Here is a 16,392-nt window from a genome sequence, read left to right on the forward strand (position 1 = left end):
GCGGGTCGCGGCGGCCGGTGCGTGTCGACCGGTCCGCCGCGGTCCGCGCGAGTAGGGTTGGTCAAGTGCAGCGACGAATCATGGGCATCGAGACCGAGTTCGGTGTCACGTGCACCTTCCACGGCCACCGCCGCCTCAGTCCGGACGAGGTCGCTCGCTACCTCTTCCGCCGGGTCGTGTCGTGGGGCCGGTCGTCGAATGTCTTCCTGCAGAACGGCGCCCGCCTCTATCTCGACGTGGGCTCGCACCCGGAGTACGCGACTGCGGAGTGCGACAGCCTCATCCAGCTGATCAATCACGACCGGGCGGGCGAGCTCGTGCTCGAGGACCTGCTCGTCGACGCCGAACAGCGCCTCGCCGACGAGGGCATCGGCGGCGACATCTATCTGTTCAAGAACAACACCGACTCGGCGGGCAACTCCTACGGATGCCACGAGAACTACCTGGTCGTGCGGGCGGGAGAATTCTCCCGGATCTCCGATGTCCTGTTGCCGTTCCTCGTGACGCGTCAGCTGATCTGTGGCGCAGGCAAGGTGCTGCAGACCCCGAAGGCGGCGACCTTCTGCCTTTCGCAACGCGCCGAGCACATCTGGGAGGGCGTCTCCTCGGCGACCACCCGTTCGCGTCCGATCATCAACACGCGCGACGAGCCGCACGCCGACGCGGAGAAGTACCGCCGACTGCACGTCATCGTGGGCGACTCGAACATGTCCGAGATGACGACCCTGCTCAAGGTCGGATCGGCGGCTCTGGTCCTGGAGATGATCGAGGCCGGCGTCGCCTTCCGCGACTTCGCGCTCGACAATCCCATCCGCGCGATCCGTGAGGTCAGCCACGACCCGACCGGGCGCAGGCCGGTGCGCCTCGCCGGCGGCCGCCAGGCCAGCGCTCTCGACATCCAGCGCGAGTACCACGCCCGCGCCGTCGAGCATCTCACCAACCGCCGCCCGGATCCCGAGATGGACATGGTGGTGGACCTGTGGGGACGCATGCTCGATGCGGTGGAGAGCGACGACTTCGCCAAGGTCGACACCGAGGTCGACTGGGTCATCAAGCGAAAGCTGTTCCAGCGGTACCAGGACCGGTATTCGATGGAACTGTCGGATCCGAAGATCGCGCAGCTCGACCTGGCCTTCCACGACATCAAACGCGGTCGTGGCGTCTTCGACGTCCTGATGCGCAAGGGGTTGGTCGCCCGGGCGACCACCGACGAGGCGATCAAGACCGCGGTGAACGAGCCGCCGCAGACCACCCGAGCCAAGCTCCGCGGGGACTTCATCTCGGCCGCGCAGAAGGCGGGCCGCGATTTCACCGTCGACTGGGTTCACCTCAAGCTCAACGATCAGGCGCAGCGGACGGTGCTGTGCAAGGACCCGTTCCGCAGTGTCGACGAACGTGTCGATCGCCTCATCGCCTCGATGTGAGTGCCGGGTTGCCGGGGTCTGCAGCGTGCCTCCGCACGCGGTGATCGGCCACGCTCTAACCTGACCCGGTGGCAACTCCCAAAGTCGAGCGTCTGCTCAACCTCGTGATCTGCCTGCTGTGGACGCGGCAGTACGTCACCGCCGACTACATCCGCCGCAATGTCGCCGGCTACTCCGACGGCGTGAAAGCGGATGGGCAGCAGTCCGACGAGGCGTTCAACCGGATGTTCGAGCGTGACAAGAACGAGCTGCGAGATCTCGGGATCCCGCTCGTGACCGGCCGGTCCCCGATGTCGGCGGGCGCCGAGGGCTACCGCATCGACCGCGACTCCTACGAACTGCCGGAGATCTCCCTGGAATCGGACGAGGCGGCGGCGATCGCCATGGCCGCCGCGCTGTGGGACACGCCGGAGGTCTCGACGCTGTCGCAGACCGCGATCCTCAAACTCCGGGCGGCCGGCCTCGACGTCCGGTCCGAGGACGATCTGGGGATCACCACGGGCGGGTCGTCGAGATCACTCGGTTCCGAAGAGGTCATCGCGGGTCTGCTCGCGGCGGTCCAGGACAAGCGTGCGGTCGAGTTCCGGCATCGGTCGTCCGCGGCTGCCGCGCCGACCACCCGGCGCGTCGAACCGTGGGGCGTCGTGTCGCACCGGGGTCGCTGGTACGTCGTCGGTCACGACCGTGATCGCGAGGCCACCCGGACGTTCCGACTGTCGCGCATCACCGAGGTCGCCGCGGTGGGCGAGGCCGACGCGGTGGTCGTCCCGGCCGGTACCGACCTCCAGCAGATCGTCTCGGCGGCCGTCGATTCCGCAGCCGGTTCGGACGGGCGGACCGCGCGGATCTGGGTCGCGGCCGATCGTGCGTTCGGTCTTCGCCGTGTCGCGACGACGACCGAGCCCGCCGACTTCGACGGCGAACCCGGTGACATCGTGACCCTCGACATCCACTCGCTGACGACGGTCGCACGCATGGTCCTGGGGGTCGGCCGCGACGCCGTCGTCCTCGATCCACCGGAGCTGCGTGAACTCGTCGTCGCGAGCCTGGACCGCCTGACCGGGGTGAGCGTCTGATGGCCCCTGCAGCGCCGTCCAGGCTCAACCGACTGCTGGCGATGGTCCCGTATTTCCAAGCTCGCCGGGGTATCTCGATCGTTCAGGCCGCGGCCGAACTCGGGGTCACCCAGGCGCAGCTCACCAAAGACCTCGAGCTGCTCTTCGTCTGTGGACTGCCGGGGTACTACCCCGACGACCTCATCGAGCTCGAGTTCAGCGAGGGCTACGTGACGGTCGGTTTCACCGCGGGGATGGACCGGCCGCTCCGGCTGACCACCGTGGAGGCCAGCACGCTCCTCGTCGCCCTGCGGGCGCTCGTCGAGACACCGGGCGTGGTCGATGTCGCGGCCGCGCGTCGGGCGATCGCGAAGATCGAGCAGGCGGTCGGTGCGACGGTGCCGGGGGTCGCGGGCGCATCCGACGTGGCTGCCGAGCCGACGGGGGAGAACCCGACCTACACGACGATCCGCGAGGCCACCAAGCGAGCGCGAGCGCTGCGGCTGCGCTACTACTCGGCCGGCCGCGACAGCGTCACCGATCGCGTGGTCGACCCGATTCGTTTACAGGTCATGGATCAGCACACCTACCTCGAGGCCTGGTGCCGGATGGCCGAGGGCGTGCGTCTGTTCCGATTCGACCGCGTCGACACCGCGTCCGCGCTCGACGAACCGAGCCGGCCGCCCGCCGAGGCCGCCGCGTCCAATCAATCGGTGCTGGTGGCCGAGAACCCCGACCTCCCGGCGGTCCAGATCGAGATCGATGCCGACCAGCTCTGGATTCTCGACTACTACCCGCTCGAACCCGTCGACGAGGTCGAGGACCGGCCCGACCCCGACCTGCCCGTCCGTGCCCGCCTGGTCTATGGCTCACCGGAGTGGCTCACCCGGTTCCTGCTCGGATTCGGGGGAGCCGTCCGGGTCGTCGGCTCCCCGGACGTCGCCGCCGCGGTCGCCGACTCCGCAGGTGCCGCCCGCGCCCGGTATCGCTGAGCCGGTATCGCTGAGCCGGCTACCGCTGAGCCCGCCGCTGGGCTGGTCGAACCATCAGGCTGGGCCCCAACCGGCGGGGTGCATGTCGGGTAGCATTGGACACTGTCTGATCCGAACTGAAGGGTGATCTCATGGGCTTCACGTCATGGTGGCACTGGGCGATCGTCGCCATTGTGCTGCTGATCCTGTTCGGCTCGAAGAAGCTGCCGGACGCCGCCCGAGGTCTGGGACAGTCGCTGCGCATCTTCAAGAGCGAGGTCAAGGAGATGCAGAAGGACGACGACAAGGACTCACCGGCAGCCGCCGATACGACGCCGACCGATTCGACGCGGCGCGAACTGCCCGCGGGTGATTCCACCCAGCCGGCCACGCAGCGCGACGCCGACGTCAAAAAGTCGGCATAGGGGTTCGTCGGAGCATCGCCAGTGCGCACTCTTCCGATTCCCCGACGTCTCGATCCCCGGCAACGTAAGCGAAAACTCAACCCCGACGGCACCATGTCGTTGGTCGAGCACCTGTACGAGCTGCGCACTCGGATGGTGCTCTCGCTGCTGGCCATCGTCGTGACCACGATCTTCGGGTTCGTCTGGTACAGCCACGGATTCCTGGGCATCCCGTCGCTGGGCGACATGTTGCGCGGACCGTACTGTGACCTGCCCGCTTCGTCCCGCGCCACACTGACCCCCGACGACTCGTGTCGCCTCCTCGCGACCGGTCCGTTCGATCAGTTCATGCTGCGCCTCAAGGTGGCGCTCACCGCCGGTGTCGTGCTGGCCTGCCCGGTGTGGATCTACCAGATCTGGCAGTTCATCACCCCGGGTCTGCACTCCAACGAGCGCCGGTACGGGATCATGTTCGTCGCGATGGCCGCGACCCTGTTCGTCAGCGGTGCTGTGCTGGCCTACCTGGTGGTCGCCAAGGCCTTCGACTTCCTGTTGACCGTCGGCAACGAGGTTCAGGTCACCGCACTGGCCGGCGACCAGTACTTCGGGTTCATGCTCAACGTGCTCGTGATCTTCGGTGTGAGCTTCGAACTGCCGCTGTTGATCATCGCGCTCAACGTCGTGGGCGTGCTGACCTACGCCCGCCTGAAGAGCTGGCGACGCGGCCTGATCTTCACGGTGTTCGTCTTCGCCGCGATCGTGACACCGGGCCAGGACCCGTTCACGATGCTGGCGCTGGCGCTCGCACTCACCGTCCTGCTCGAGTTCGCGATCCAGGTCGCCCGCATCGTCGACCGACGCAAGGCGAAGAAGGCGTCCGCGTGGGCGGACCTCTCCGACGACGAGGCAAGCCCGCTGCCGCCGACTAAGCCCATCGCACCGGCGTCGCCGATCCCGGCTCCCGCGAGCCGTATCGGCGCCGGTACGACCCGCACGTCTGCCCGGGAACGCGCAACCTTCGACGACGTCCTGTGACACAACTCGACTCGTTCACGTCGAGGCTCGCGTTCCGGCTCGACGACTTCCAGCTCCGCGCGTGCGAGGCACTCGAGGGCGGACACGGCGTGCTGGTGTGCGCGCCGACCGGTGCGGGCAAGACCATCGTCGGCGAGTTCGCCGTGCACCTCGCCCTGGCCGGGGGCACGAAGTGCTTCTACACCACGCCGATCAAGGCCCTCAGCAACCAGAAGTACAACGACCTGGTTGCCGTCCACGGGCAAGAGTCAGTGGGGTTGCTGACGGGCGACAGCTCGATCAATCCCGATGCGCCGGTCGTCGTCATGACGACCGAGGTCGTGCGCAACATGATCTACGCCGAGTCACGGGCGCTCGACGGGCTGTCGCACGTCGTCATGGACGAGGTCCATTTCCTGGCCGATCGGTTCCGCGGCGCGGTGTGGGAAGAGGTGATCCTGCACCTCGAGCCGTCTGTTCGCGTGGTGAGTCTGTCGGCGACGGTGAGCAACGCCGAGGAGTTCGGTGACTGGATCCAGACGGTCCGCGGTGACACCTCGGTGATCGTCGACGAGCACCGTCCGGTGCCGCTGTCCCAGCACATGCTCGTCGGGCAGCGGCTGTTCGATCTGTTCGATCCGGCCGACACCGGCCCGGCACGCAAGGCCGGCACCCGTCCGCGCGTCAACCCGGAGCTGAAACGCCAGATCCGGCACCGGATCCTGATGGCCGACGACGAGCGGGAGGCGGCACGCGGCCGTGGACGAGGGCGTGGCGGCGGACCCCGGCGGCGTGACGGACGGGGACCGGCGCTGTCCCGCCCGAACCTCGTCACGCGACTCGACCGGGAGGCGCTGCTCCCGGCCATCGGCTTCATCTTCTCCCGGGTCGGATGCGACGCCGCACTGGCGCAGTGCCTGCGGTCGGGCATCTCGCTGCTCACCCCCGCGGAGATCGGCGAGGTCGACGCGATCGTCGACCGTCATCTCACCGAGTTGTCGCCGACCGACCTCGACGTGCTGGGCGTCCACGAATGGCGCGAGGGTCTGCGTCGGGGACTGGCCTCGCACCACGCGGGCATGCTCCCGACGTTCCGGCACACCGTCGAAGAGCTGTTCGTACGCGGTTTGGTCCGGATGGTCTTCGCCACCGAGACGCTCGCGCTCGGCATCAACATGCCCGCCCGTTCGGTGGTACTCGAGCGGCTCGTCAAGTACAACGGCGAGTCCCACGTCGACCTGACCCCCGGCGAGTTCACGCAGCTGACCGGCCGGGCCGGCCGTCGCGGGATCGACGTGGAAGGCCACGCGGTCGTCGTGTGGACACCCGAAGTGGTCCCCGAGGAGGTCGCCGGTCTCGCCGGCGCACGGACGTTCCCGCTTCGCAGCTCGTTCTCGCCGGAGTACAACATGGCGGTCAACCTGCTGGGGCGGCTGGGCCTCGACGGCGCCCGCGAGTTGCTACACAGGTCGTTCGCACAGTTCCAGGCCGACCGATCGGTCGTGGGGCAGGCCCGCAAACTGGACGAGGCGCAGCGGGCTCTGCGCAAACTCGACAGCGAGCTGTCGCGGGCGGCGCAGGCCCGAGGCCTGGAATCGGTTGACTCCGAAGCGGAATCGGGCGACGAGCCCTACGCCGGCTTCCTCGGATACGTCACACTGCGCGAGGACATCCGACGCCGGGAACGAGATCTCAAGTACCGCAAGCGCGTCGACACGCACGACGCCATCACCGCCGACCTCGCCTCGCTCAAACGCGGCCATGTCATCGGCGTACCGGTCGGACGGCACCGCGGTCTGGCGGTCATCATCGAGCCGGCCACGCAGGCGCAGGATCCCAAGCCGCTCGTGCTGACCGAAGATGCCTGGTGCGGACGCGTCGGTACCCGCGACTTCGTCAACCCGCCCGAGGTGCTGGGCAACATGCGCCTGCCGAAGAATGCGGATCGGCGCACCGGTCGCGGCCGACGTGACCTGGCGTCGGCCTTGCGATCGACCGGCATCGAGATGCCGCGCGGACGCCCCAAGAAGCGTGCCGACGCCGCCGACGACACCGAACTCGCTCACCTACGACGCACCCTCCGCGCACACCCGGCGCACCAACTGCCCAACGGTGACGACCTGTTCCGACTCGCCGAACGGCGCAATCGGCTGGTGCGCGACATCGTCAACGCCGAGCGCAGCATCGGGGAGCGAACGTCGACCCTCGGCGTCACCTTCGACCACATCGTCGGTGTCCTCAGCGAATTGGGATATATCGAACGCGTTCCCGAAGCGACCGAGTCCACCGGACACACGATGCTCGTGACCGAGTCGGGCAAGCTGCTCGGTCGCATCTACAGCGAGAGCGACCTGGTGGTGACCGAGTGCATCCGCGCCGGTGTCTGGGACGATCTATCGGCGGCCGATCTTGCCGCGGTGGTCGCCGCTCTGGTCTACGAGAGCCGGCGCGACAGCTACAGCGGCGTCGACGTGCTGCCCGGCAACAGTTCCATGCGTGCGGCGATGTCGGCGACGGTCGAGATATGGTCGCGGGTCACCGCGGTCGAGCAGCGTCATCGGGTGAGTACGACGCGCGAACCCGACACCGGATTCTCCGTCGCCGTGGCGACCTGGGCGTCGGGCCGTTCGCTCGGTGAGGCTCTGCTCCTCGCAGGCGAACGCGGACAACTGCTCTCGCCGGGCGACTTCGTCAGATGGAACCGGCAGGTCGTCGACCTGCTCGAACAGATCCGGCTCGGGGTGGGGTCCGACACCCGTCTCGGGGGTACGGCGCGGGCAGCGGTCAAGGCCATCCGACGCGGTGTGGTCGCCGCCGAACTCGGCTGAGTCGATATCCCTGACTCGGCTGGTCGATTCGGCCGGGTTCGCGGGTGTCGGTCCACCGGACGACGCGACCGCGGGGCACGTGCGATGTTTGCTGATAGTCGCAGGCCGCTGAGGTAACGTTCACCCCGCATTCGGTGTCGGCGTGCCTCGCCCCGATACTGCCGCGACGTCACAGTTCGCCGACACCCGTCCATCGGGTGCACGGCCGAGTGGGAGGGATTCATGACCGACCCGTACAACCCCAACCCGTCCCAACCGAATCCTTCCGGCGACCAGTCCGGTCCCGACGGCAAGACCGAGATCGTGAACCTCCCCGGTTCCACGCCGTCCGGCACCCCGCAGGCCGACCCGACCACCATGGCCCCCAACCCGGGGTTCCAGAATCCGGGTGCCCAGAATCCGGGAGCGCAGAATCCCGGTGCCCAGAATCCGGGCTCGCAGAACCCGGGTTATGGTCAGCCGCACCAGGATCCGTACCAGCAGAACCCCTACCAGCAGCCGGGTGGACCGGCGGGTCAGCCGCCACATTCGGCGCCCTCCCAGTCCCAGCCGACACAGGTCGGTTACCCGGGTGGACAGCCCGGACAATACGGCCAACCGGGCGCGCAGCCGTATGGTCAGCCCGGCTCCCAGTACGGGGCCGGTCAATACGGGGCGCCGGGGCAGTACGGGGCACCGGGGCAGTACGGACAGCAGCCCTACGGTCAGAATCCGCCGGGTGGAACGGGGCCGAACCCCTACGGTCAGAACCCGTACGGGGGCGGCGATCAGTTCAGCGGGATGGCGGCCGGCAAGTCGAACAAGACCGCCCGGACACTGATGTTCGTCGGCGGCGGTGCGCTGATCCTCATCGCCGCGATCGTCCTGATCACCGCGTTCCTCGTACCCGGGTGGGCGCCGAAGAACCTCGATCAGCAGGCTGCGCAGGATGGCGTACAGAAGATCCTGACCGAGGACTACCAGGCCAGCGACGTCTCCGACGTCCAGTGCCCGTCGGGCCAGCGGGTGGAGACCGGGGCGTCGTTCAACTGCTCGGTCACCGTCGGCGGACAGCAGCAGCAGGTCACCGTCACATTCATCGACGACGACGGTCGCTACGAGGTCTCGCGTCCCAGCTGACCTGCACCCCGGGCCTGACCGGCCTGGGGCCAGCCGAGCGCCTTGGCCAACCGACCCACCGACGCCCCGATGCCCAGCTCCTCGACGAGCTCGGCGAGGGCTGCGGGGTCGGCGGGTTCGGACGGAAGGACGTCCGGACCGCTGTCGATCGTCTCGGCGTCGATGCGTACCGAAACGACTGTCCGGGCGGCCTGGAGATAGTCGACAGACGCGAGCAGTGACTTGCGGCTTCGGGTCGGCACAGTCGACGACGGGTCGGCGGCAGCCGCTTCGAGGGCATCCAGGCTGCCGAACTCGGTGATGAGTTTTGCCGCGGTCTTCTCGCCGATGCCGGCGACGCCGGGCAGCCCGTCGGAGGGATCGCCGCGCAACATCGACATCTCGGCGTACCCGACACCGGCTCGCTCGACCGGGACGCCGTACTTCTCGGCGACTTCCGCTGGGCCCATCATCTCGGCCTTCGCCAGGCCCCGTCCGACGTACAGAACGCGTACCGAGACCGGATCATCGGCGACCACCTGCAGCAGGTCACGGTCCCCGCTCACCACGATCACCGGATCGACCGCCTCGTCGTAGGCGAGGGTGCCGATCACGTCGTCGGCCTCACAGCCGACGGCCCCCGAGGTCGCGATGCCCGCTGCCGCGAGGACGGCCATGATCATGTCGACCTGCGGGGTGAGTGTGTCGGGCACCTCTTCGACGTCGATGTCCCTGCCCTCGACGTCGGTCCCACCGTCGGGGACCGCGACGCGATGAGCCTTGTAGGTGGGGATCAGGTCGGTACGGAATTCCGGGCGCCAGTCGAGGTCCAGGCACACCACCAGGCGTGTGGGCCGTTCGCGCACCACGAGATTGGCGATCGTGTCGACGAAACCCCGCACCGCGTTGACCGGGCGTCCGTCCGGGCTGGTCATCTTCTCCGGCAGGGCGAAGAACGATCGGAACCACAGGCTCGCGCCGTCGAGCAGCATCAACGAATCCGTCACCCCCATACTCTGTCATCTGACGGCGACCATCGTGCGGAGGACTGCTTCACGGACCGGGCCGGGAGGTCGGCGGTAGGGTTCGACGCATGGCATCAGGAAGCGCAGCAACACGGGTCGCGACGTCGGGGGCGGCGGCGTCTCCGCTCTTCGGCGCCGAGGTGTATCGCGAGCGGGTCCGGCGCGCCGCCGAACTCACCCGCGCCGCGGGTCTGGACGCGATCGTCGTCGCCCCGGGGCCGGACCTGCGGTATCTGGTCGGTTCGCGGGCGGAGACCTTCGAGCGCCTCACCGCGCTCGTCATTCCGGCAACCGGCGGAGCGCGACTGGTGATCGCACGACTGGAGGTTCCTTCGCTGTCCTCGTCGGCGGTGGGCGATCTCGACATCGAGGTGATCGACTGGGTCGACGGTGACGACGCCCACGCGCTGGCGCTGGCCGGGTTGCCCGCGCAGCCACGCATCGCGGTCTCCGACTCCATGCCCGCCCTCCACGTCATCCCGCTGGCCCGCCACACCGGCGCCACACCGCAATTGGCGACCGAGGTACTGCGCGAACTGCGAATGATCAAGGACGCCGCGGAGATCGACGCGCTCCGCCGCGCGGGTGCCGCGATCGACCGTGTGCACGCACGGATGGGGGAGTGGCTGATCCCCGGCCGGACCGAACGCGAGGTCGCCGCCGACATCGCCGCCGCGATCCTCGAGGAGGGGCACACCGAGGCGGCGTTCATCATCGTCGGGTCGGGACCCAACGGCGCCGATCCCCACCACGAGTTCTCCGACCGGGTCATCGGCCGGTCCGACATCGTCGTCGTCGACATCGGCGGTCCGGTCGAGCCGGGCTACAACTCCGACTCCACGCGCACCTACTGCTTCGACGACCCGCCCGCCGACATCGCCGACGCCTACGCCGCGCTGCTCGAGGCGCAGCGTGCGGCCGTGGCTGCGGTGCGGCCCGGTGTGACCGCGGCCTCGATCGACGCCGCCGCCCGCGATCGCCTCGCGTCCCGCGGCCTGGCCGAACGCTTCATCCACCGCACCGGGCACGGCATCGGGCTGTCGGTGCACGAGGAGCCCTACATCGTCGGCGGTAACGACATCCCGCTGCGGGCCGGTATGGCGTTCAGCGTCGAGCCGGGCGTCTACGTCACCGGCGAGTGGGGGGCTCGGATCGAGGACATCGTCATCGTCACCGAGGACGGCTGCGAGTCGCTCAACAACCGCCCGCACGAACTCGTCCGGCTGTAGGTGGTCTCCGACCGGTGAACCTCGTTTCGACTGCTGGACTTCGATCGAGGTCTATCGGTCGAGTTGAGGTTCGCCGGTCGCCACCCACAGGCCCGGGTGCGGGTCAGTGGGTGGCGAGGAGCGCCATGAGGTGTGCTTCGACGAGGGAGGGCCGGGGTGTGGGTGGTCCGGGTCGGGGTGGGCGCACGTCGAGGACGTGGCTGGTTGTCAGCCATGAGCGGCGCACGTCGTGGGCAAGTGGCGTCTCGGGGCGTGGTTGATCGCCGGGCCGGGTCCGTGGTCCGTGGATCTCGTCGCGTATGTCGTGCAGGTGTGTCGCGAACCGTTTGGGTATGTCGGGTCGGCGGTTGAGGCGTTCGGGGTTGGGTGGTGCGCCCGGTTCGGCGTTCAACCGCCAGGCGCAGCGGCCTTCGTCGGGGCCGGACCGTTCGATCCGGGTGGTGTACTGGCCGGGCTGGTCACCGACCATGCGGTTGTGGCGCGGGCAGGCCGGGGCGAGCTGGTCGATGTTGGTGAGACCACCCTTGGCCCAGTCCTTCTGGGCGTGATGGATCTCGACGTGGGTGGCGGGCTGGTCGCAGCCGGGCGCCGAACACACCTCACCGTCGGGGCGCGCGAAGGAGACGAGACGTTGTGCGCGGGTGGCGAGACGTTTGCCGCGCCCGAAGTACAGCGGTACGGCGGTGGAGTTCTTGAAGATCGCCAACCACGGTTGAACATCGGTGGCCATCTCGATGAGGTCGGGGATGGGTAGCAGGGTGCCGGTGGCGGTGGTCGCGAGTCCGGCTTCGCGGGCGAGGTCGTCGAGGTCGGCTTTGATGATCAGTTGCACGGGTAGTCCGCGGTGCGATGACCCGAGCAGTCCGTCGTCAAGGACAGCCTTGAGAAGTGCGTTGAGCGCGTCGTGGTTGATCTGAGCGGGGGTGCGGTCGTCGCGGTCGGCCGCGGCAGCGAGTTGGTCGGGGTCGGCGTCGTCGAACGAGCCGGTCGGCGAATCTGGATCACCTGGGTTGTTCATGCCGGGTTTGGCCCAGACGGCCAAGAGCATGGTGATGCGGGCGGCGAGTTCGGGGGTGAGGGTGCCGGTGAGTTTGGCGGTGCCGTCGGCGCGTTGGCGGTTGACCCACAGGTTGCGGCGCCTTTTGCGTTCGGAATGGTCGGTGAGGGTGCCGTCGGGGTCGAGGTGGGCGAGCAGACGGGCACCCAATTGGGTGATGTCGGCGGGGGTGTGGGCTTCGGCGATTTCGGTCATCTGTCGTTCGGCCGCGATCTTCACATCGTGGTCGACAGCGTTCGGGATGTGGTCGAGGACGTCGATGATGGCGCGGACGTGTGCGGTGCCGACGCGGCCGGCAGCCAACGCTTCGGCGAGGGTGGGGTGTTCGGGTTCGAGGGCTTCGCCGGTGTGGGTGAGGTGGCTGGCGGTGGCGTCGCGTTGGTGGTTGCGGCGCATCGGGTCGGATACCCGGAGTCGGTGGGTCATGAATGCGGTGATGCTGCGGTGCCCGGTGCGATGGGGCAGGTCGCGGTCGGCGATGGTGACGAGTTGCCGGTCACCGGTGAACGTCAGTCGGGCGATCGCTTTTTCGGTGTCGGCGGCGACCTCGACAAGCTCGGTATCCGTACACGGGCCCAGGTCGACGGTCTGCAGCTCGTCGATGATCCGGTGGAGTTCGGCGACGAGCTCGGCCGCACGAGGCGAGGGTGCGGCATCGTCGACAACGGTGGTGTCGAACATGACGGTCACCTCCCCCGAGTACCATTGATGCGAATGTACGTTCGAGTCTACACGAGATCAAGTGATCGGAGCGAGCGAAAGATGCTGTCTGACTTCTGATCTGGCGGTTGCCTCGCGCAGAAGAATTGTCGGCGGCTCGTGATAGAGGGGACCGACGCGAGACCATCGTGTGGGCCGAAGCCGCTGACGACAGCCTCGCCCACGTCGGACAGCATCCGACGTCAGACGCGCGACACTAACTGAACAGAGACGCCGATCCCAGCACCCGGGTGACGCTGATCTCGATCACCACGCGACGCGGATTCGGCCTGGGCTCCCGGTAGCGCTGCGCGTAGCGCTGCTCGGCCTCGCGCACGGAGTCGGGTTCGCGACGCACTGTCGCGGGTCCCTCGAGGGTCAGCCACCGGGGGCCGTCGACGTTGGTGACGGCCGCGTAGCCGCCGCGCTCGGCGTTGCGGACCTTCTGATTGCCGTCGGAGGTGATGACCCGCGCCAGTCCGGCGTCGGGATCCCACGTGAACCCGACGGCGACGGCGTGTGGGGTGCCATCGGCGCGCAGGGTGGTGAGAGTCCCGAGGTGGCGTTCGATGAGGAACGCGAGCGCATCGGATCCGAGGTCGGCTGCGGTACGGGGCATGACCACCACGCTAGCCGCGACGGCGGACACGTTCGGTCTCGGGGGCGATGCGATACTGCTACCCATGGCGTCACGCAACAGGGGGGCATCAACGCGTCCGGACTCGGACCGGGCCGGGACCCTCGTGCTGTTCGGCGGGCGCAGTGAGATCGGCGTCGCCACCGCCGCGCGACTCGCGTCCGGGCGAACCGTCGTCCTGGCCGCTCGTCGTCCCGACGATCTGGTCGGCGAGTCGGCCCGCCTACTCGATGCCGGGGCGGCGGCGGTGCACACCGTCGCGTTCGACGCGGACGACATCGACACCCATTCCGCACTGGTCGAGTCGCTGGCCGAACGGCACGGACCGATCGGGACAGCGATCATCGCGTTCGGCATCCTGGGCGACCAGGCCCGAGCCGAAACCGATGTGGCACATGCACTTCAGATCGCCCACACCGACTACTACGCGCACATCAGCGTGCTGACGCCGCTCGCCTCCGTCCTGCGCGCGCAAGGCTTCGGGACGCTTATCGTCTTCTCCTCGGTCGCCGGTATCCGCGTTCGCCGCGCCAACTACGTCTACGGCTCCACCAAAGCCGGACTCGACGGCTTCGCGAGTGGTCTCGCAGATGCCTTGCACGGCACCGGTGCTCGCCTGTTGCTGGCCCGCCCCGGTTTCGTGGTCGGCGCGATGACCCGCGACCTGATGGAGTCCGGGGTGAAACCGGCGCCGTTGTCGAGGAATGCCGAGCAGGTCGCCGACGCGGTGGCGCGTGCCTACCGCAGGGGTCGTGGCGAGGTCTGGGTCCCGGGCGCGCTGCGCCCCTTGTTCTTCGGCATGCGCCTCCTGCCACGCGCCGTGTGGCGGAGACTTCCCCGATGACCACCCGCGACGGCCCTGTCTCGTCGTCCGGCCCTGTCTCGTCGTCCGGCCCTGCACTCGGGTTCGTGGTGGTCGGCATCGGTGCCGATGGATGGTCCGGTCTCGGTGACACCGTGCGTGACGAGCTCCGCAGCGCACGGGTGATCTACGGCGCCGCAAGGCAACTGGCGCTCCTCGACGGCGCTGCACCGGAGCTGGGCGCGCAACTCCGGCCGTGGCGCTCGCCGATGTCGGAGCACCTGACCGAAGTGGTCGAGAAGGGGGTCGTCGCCGAGGGTATCGTCGACGGCGGCCAGGCGGACACCGTTCACATCCTCGCGAGCGGCGACCCGATGTTCCACGGTGTCGGTGCGAGCATCGTCTCCCGCGTCGGTGCGGACCGCGTGCGGGTGTATCCAGCCGTGTCGAGCGCGAGTCTGGCCTGCGCCCGCCTCGGGTGGGACCTGGCGACGACCCGGATCGTCAGCGCCGTGCGCACCGAACCCCCGATCGTGCTCGGCGAGGTCACCGACGGAGCTCGCGTGCTGATCCTCAGCCGTGACGAGACCACTCCCGCGGCGGTGGCCGGACTGCTCGTCGACGCCGCATTCGGTGCGTCGACGATGACCGTTCTGGAGCAGCTCGGTGGTCCTGCCGAGCAGATCGCCACCGATACGGCGGAGTCCTGGAGCCGCCGGGCCGGGGATGCGCTCAACATCGTCGCCGTCGAGTGCGTCGGACCCCACCGCAGTCGGCTGCCCGGCCGGCCGGATGATGACTACGAGCACGACGGCCAGATCACCAAGTCGACGATTCGCACTCTCACCGTGTGCGCGCTCGAACCGGCCGGCGCGCAGGTCCTCTGGGACATCGGGGCCGGGTCGGGAAGCGTGTCGATCGAATGGTTGCGCGCCGACGACCGCGGGACCGCAGTCGCCTTCGAACGGGACCCGGATCGCGCTGATCGGTTGCGGCGCAACGCCGCCCGTCACGGTGTGGCGCACCGCCTCTCGGTGCGGGGGCCGGCGCCGGACGAACTGTCCGATGCCCCCCGACCGAATGCGATCTTCATCGGCGGCGGACTCGACGAGGAGATCCTCTCCCACGCCTGGTCGTCGTTGTCGGAGGCCGGTCGGCTCGTCGTCAACGCGGTCACCGTCGAGAACCAGACCCTGGTGACACGACTGCACGCCGAACACGGCGGTACGCTGCGTCGCCTGTCGGTGGAGACCGTGGCACCCCTGGGCACCATGACCACCTGGCGTCCGGCGCTGCCGATCGTCCAGTGGGCGGTCGTGAAGATCGCTCGACCGACTCCCGATGCCGGTTCCGAGGAGGCTCTCCGATGACCGTGTACTTCATCGGCGCCGGGCCCGGTGCGCCCGATCTCATCACCGTGCGGGGAGCGCGTGTGCTCGGGAAGTGCAAGACCTGTGTCTACGCCGGATCGCTGGTGCCGGCCGAGCTCCTCGACCTGTGTCCCGACGGCGTCGAACTCGTCGACACCGCCCGGATGCCGTTGTCGGACATCGTCGATGTCATCGCGGCTGCCGATGCCCGGGGTCACGACGTCGCCCGCCTGCACTCGGGCGATCTTGCTGTCTACTCGGCGATGTCCGAGCAACAGCGTGAGCTGACCGCGCGCGGCATCGACCATCAGATCGTGCCCGGTGTCCCGGCATTCGCCGCGGCCGCGGCCGCACTCGACACCGAACTCACCCTCCCCGGCGTCGGCCAGAGCCTGCTGATCACGCGGGTGTCCACACTCTCGACCGACATGCCGCCGGGGGAGGATCTCGCGAGTCTCGCCGCCACCGGGGTGACCCTTGCACTGCATCTAGCCGCCCACCGCGCCGAACAGATCGTCGACGCGCTCGCTCCGCACTACGGCAGCGACTGTCCGACCGCCACAGTGGCTTTTGCGAGTCGGGAGAACGAACAGATCGTGCGCTGCCCGCTGCACCGATTGCCCGAGACCCTGGACGCGGCCGACATCAGACGGACGGCGGTCATCTTCGTCGGTCGTGTGCTCGACCCGCTCCGGTCGGACGCCACCGACAGCTATCTGTACTCGCACGCACGCATGACCAAACTCCGCACCGACCCCGACCCGGCGCCGTGATCGACC

Annotated in this window: 14 protein-coding genes; 11 read left to right on the plus strand and 3 right to left on the minus strand. The window is 68.6% G+C overall.

Going from position 1 to position 16,392, the window contains the following annotated elements; translation table 11 throughout:
* The first annotated feature begins 65 nt into the window (after window positions 1-65).
* The 7 genes from pafA to ACFW3F_RS03560 all read left to right on the plus strand — a co-directional run bounded on the left by pafA (window position 66) and on the right by ACFW3F_RS03560 (window position 8,815).
* On the plus strand, window positions 66-1,424 hold the full coding sequence (pafA, locus tag ACFW3F_RS03530; protein WP_004019052.1) for a Pup--protein ligase: 1,359 nt from the start codon (window positions 66-68) through the stop codon (window positions 1,422-1,424).
* A 68-nt stretch (window positions 1,425-1,492) separates the two neighbouring features.
* On the plus strand, window positions 1,493-2,500 hold the full coding sequence (locus ACFW3F_RS03535; RefSeq protein WP_388054360.1) for a helix-turn-helix transcriptional regulator: 1,008 nt from the start codon (window positions 1,493-1,495) through the stop codon (window positions 2,498-2,500).
* Window positions 2,500-3,471 (plus strand): helix-turn-helix transcriptional regulator, encoded by a 972-nt coding sequence (locus ACFW3F_RS03540; protein ID WP_388054362.1) that lies wholly within the window; start codon window positions 2,500-2,502, stop codon window positions 3,469-3,471. Before ACFW3F_RS03535 ends, ACFW3F_RS03540 begins: the two co-directional genes overlap by 1 nt.
* A gap of 131 nt (window positions 3,472-3,602) precedes the next feature.
* On the plus strand, window positions 3,603-3,875 hold the full coding sequence (tatA, locus tag ACFW3F_RS03545; RefSeq protein WP_388054363.1) for a Sec-independent protein translocase subunit TatA: 273 nt from the start codon (window positions 3,603-3,605) through the stop codon (window positions 3,873-3,875).
* Window positions 3,876-3,968: 93 nt separating this feature from the next.
* Window positions 3,969-4,889, plus strand: coding sequence for a twin-arginine translocase subunit TatC (gene tatC, locus ACFW3F_RS03550; RefSeq protein ID WP_388054560.1), 921 nt, complete (start codon window positions 3,969-3,971; stop codon window positions 4,887-4,889).
* A complete protein-coding gene (locus ACFW3F_RS03555; RefSeq protein WP_388054365.1) occupies window positions 4,886-7,696 on the plus strand; it encodes a DEAD/DEAH box helicase in 2,811 nt (936 codons plus the stop codon). The genes tatC and ACFW3F_RS03555 overlap by 4 nt, the downstream gene beginning before the upstream one ends.
* A gap of 222 nt (window positions 7,697-7,918) precedes the next feature.
* Complete coding sequence (locus ACFW3F_RS03560) at window positions 7,919-8,815, plus strand: DUF4333 domain-containing protein (protein ID WP_388054367.1); 897 nt, start codon at window positions 7,919-7,921, stop codon at window positions 8,813-8,815.
* Here ACFW3F_RS03560 and ACFW3F_RS03565 read toward each other — a convergent pair.
* A complete protein-coding gene (locus ACFW3F_RS03565; protein ID WP_388054562.1) occupies window positions 8,791-9,786 on the minus strand; it encodes a 5'-3' exonuclease H3TH domain-containing protein in 996 nt (331 codons plus the stop codon). The two genes, ACFW3F_RS03560 and ACFW3F_RS03565, sit on opposite strands and share 25 nt — an antisense overlap.
* Before the next feature lie 101 nt (window positions 9,787-9,887).
* Here ACFW3F_RS03565 and ACFW3F_RS03570 point away from each other — a divergent pair, with 101 nt between their 5' ends.
* Window positions 9,888-11,048: a M24 family metallopeptidase gene (locus tag ACFW3F_RS03570; RefSeq protein WP_388054369.1), complete on the plus strand. Its 1,161-nt coding sequence runs from the start codon at window positions 9,888-9,890 to the stop codon at window positions 11,046-11,048.
* A gap of 103 nt (window positions 11,049-11,151) precedes the next feature.
* On the opposite strand, the gene ACFW3F_RS03575 is transcribed toward ACFW3F_RS03570, so the two are convergent.
* Both ACFW3F_RS03575 and ACFW3F_RS03580 read right to left on the minus strand, forming a co-directional pair.
* Window positions 11,152-12,786, minus strand: coding sequence for a DUF222 domain-containing protein (locus ACFW3F_RS03575; protein WP_388054371.1), 1,635 nt, complete (start codon window positions 12,784-12,786; stop codon window positions 11,152-11,154).
* Between the two features lie 235 nt (window positions 12,787-13,021).
* Entirely contained in the window at window positions 13,022-13,423 is a 402-nt protein-coding gene (locus tag ACFW3F_RS03580) for a PPOX class F420-dependent oxidoreductase (protein WP_388054373.1), read from the minus strand.
* A gap of 64 nt (window positions 13,424-13,487) precedes the next feature.
* Here ACFW3F_RS03580 and ACFW3F_RS03585 point away from each other — a divergent pair, with 64 nt between their 5' ends.
* The 3 genes from ACFW3F_RS03585 to cobM are packed head-to-tail and all read left to right on the plus strand — an operon-like array spanning window position 13,488 to window position 16,386.
* On the plus strand, window positions 13,488-14,285 hold the full coding sequence (locus ACFW3F_RS03585; protein WP_388054564.1) for an SDR family NAD(P)-dependent oxidoreductase: 798 nt from the start codon (window positions 13,488-13,490) through the stop codon (window positions 14,283-14,285).
* Window positions 14,282-15,613 (plus strand): precorrin-6y C5,15-methyltransferase (decarboxylating) subunit CbiE, encoded by a 1,332-nt coding sequence (gene cbiE, locus ACFW3F_RS03590; protein WP_388054375.1) that lies wholly within the window; start codon window positions 14,282-14,284, stop codon window positions 15,611-15,613. Before ACFW3F_RS03585 ends, cbiE begins: the two co-directional genes overlap by 4 nt.
* On the plus strand, window positions 15,610-16,386 hold the full coding sequence (gene cobM, locus ACFW3F_RS03595) for a precorrin-4 C(11)-methyltransferase (protein ID WP_388054377.1): 777 nt from the start codon (window positions 15,610-15,612) through the stop codon (window positions 16,384-16,386). The genes cbiE and cobM overlap by 4 nt, the downstream gene beginning before the upstream one ends.
* Window positions 16,387-16,392: the final 6 nt, after the last annotated feature.

The sequence above is a fragment of the Gordonia sp. NPDC058843 genome (assembly GCF_042743165.1).
Classification (GTDB): domain Bacteria; phylum Actinomycetota; class Actinomycetes; order Mycobacteriales; family Mycobacteriaceae; genus Gordonia.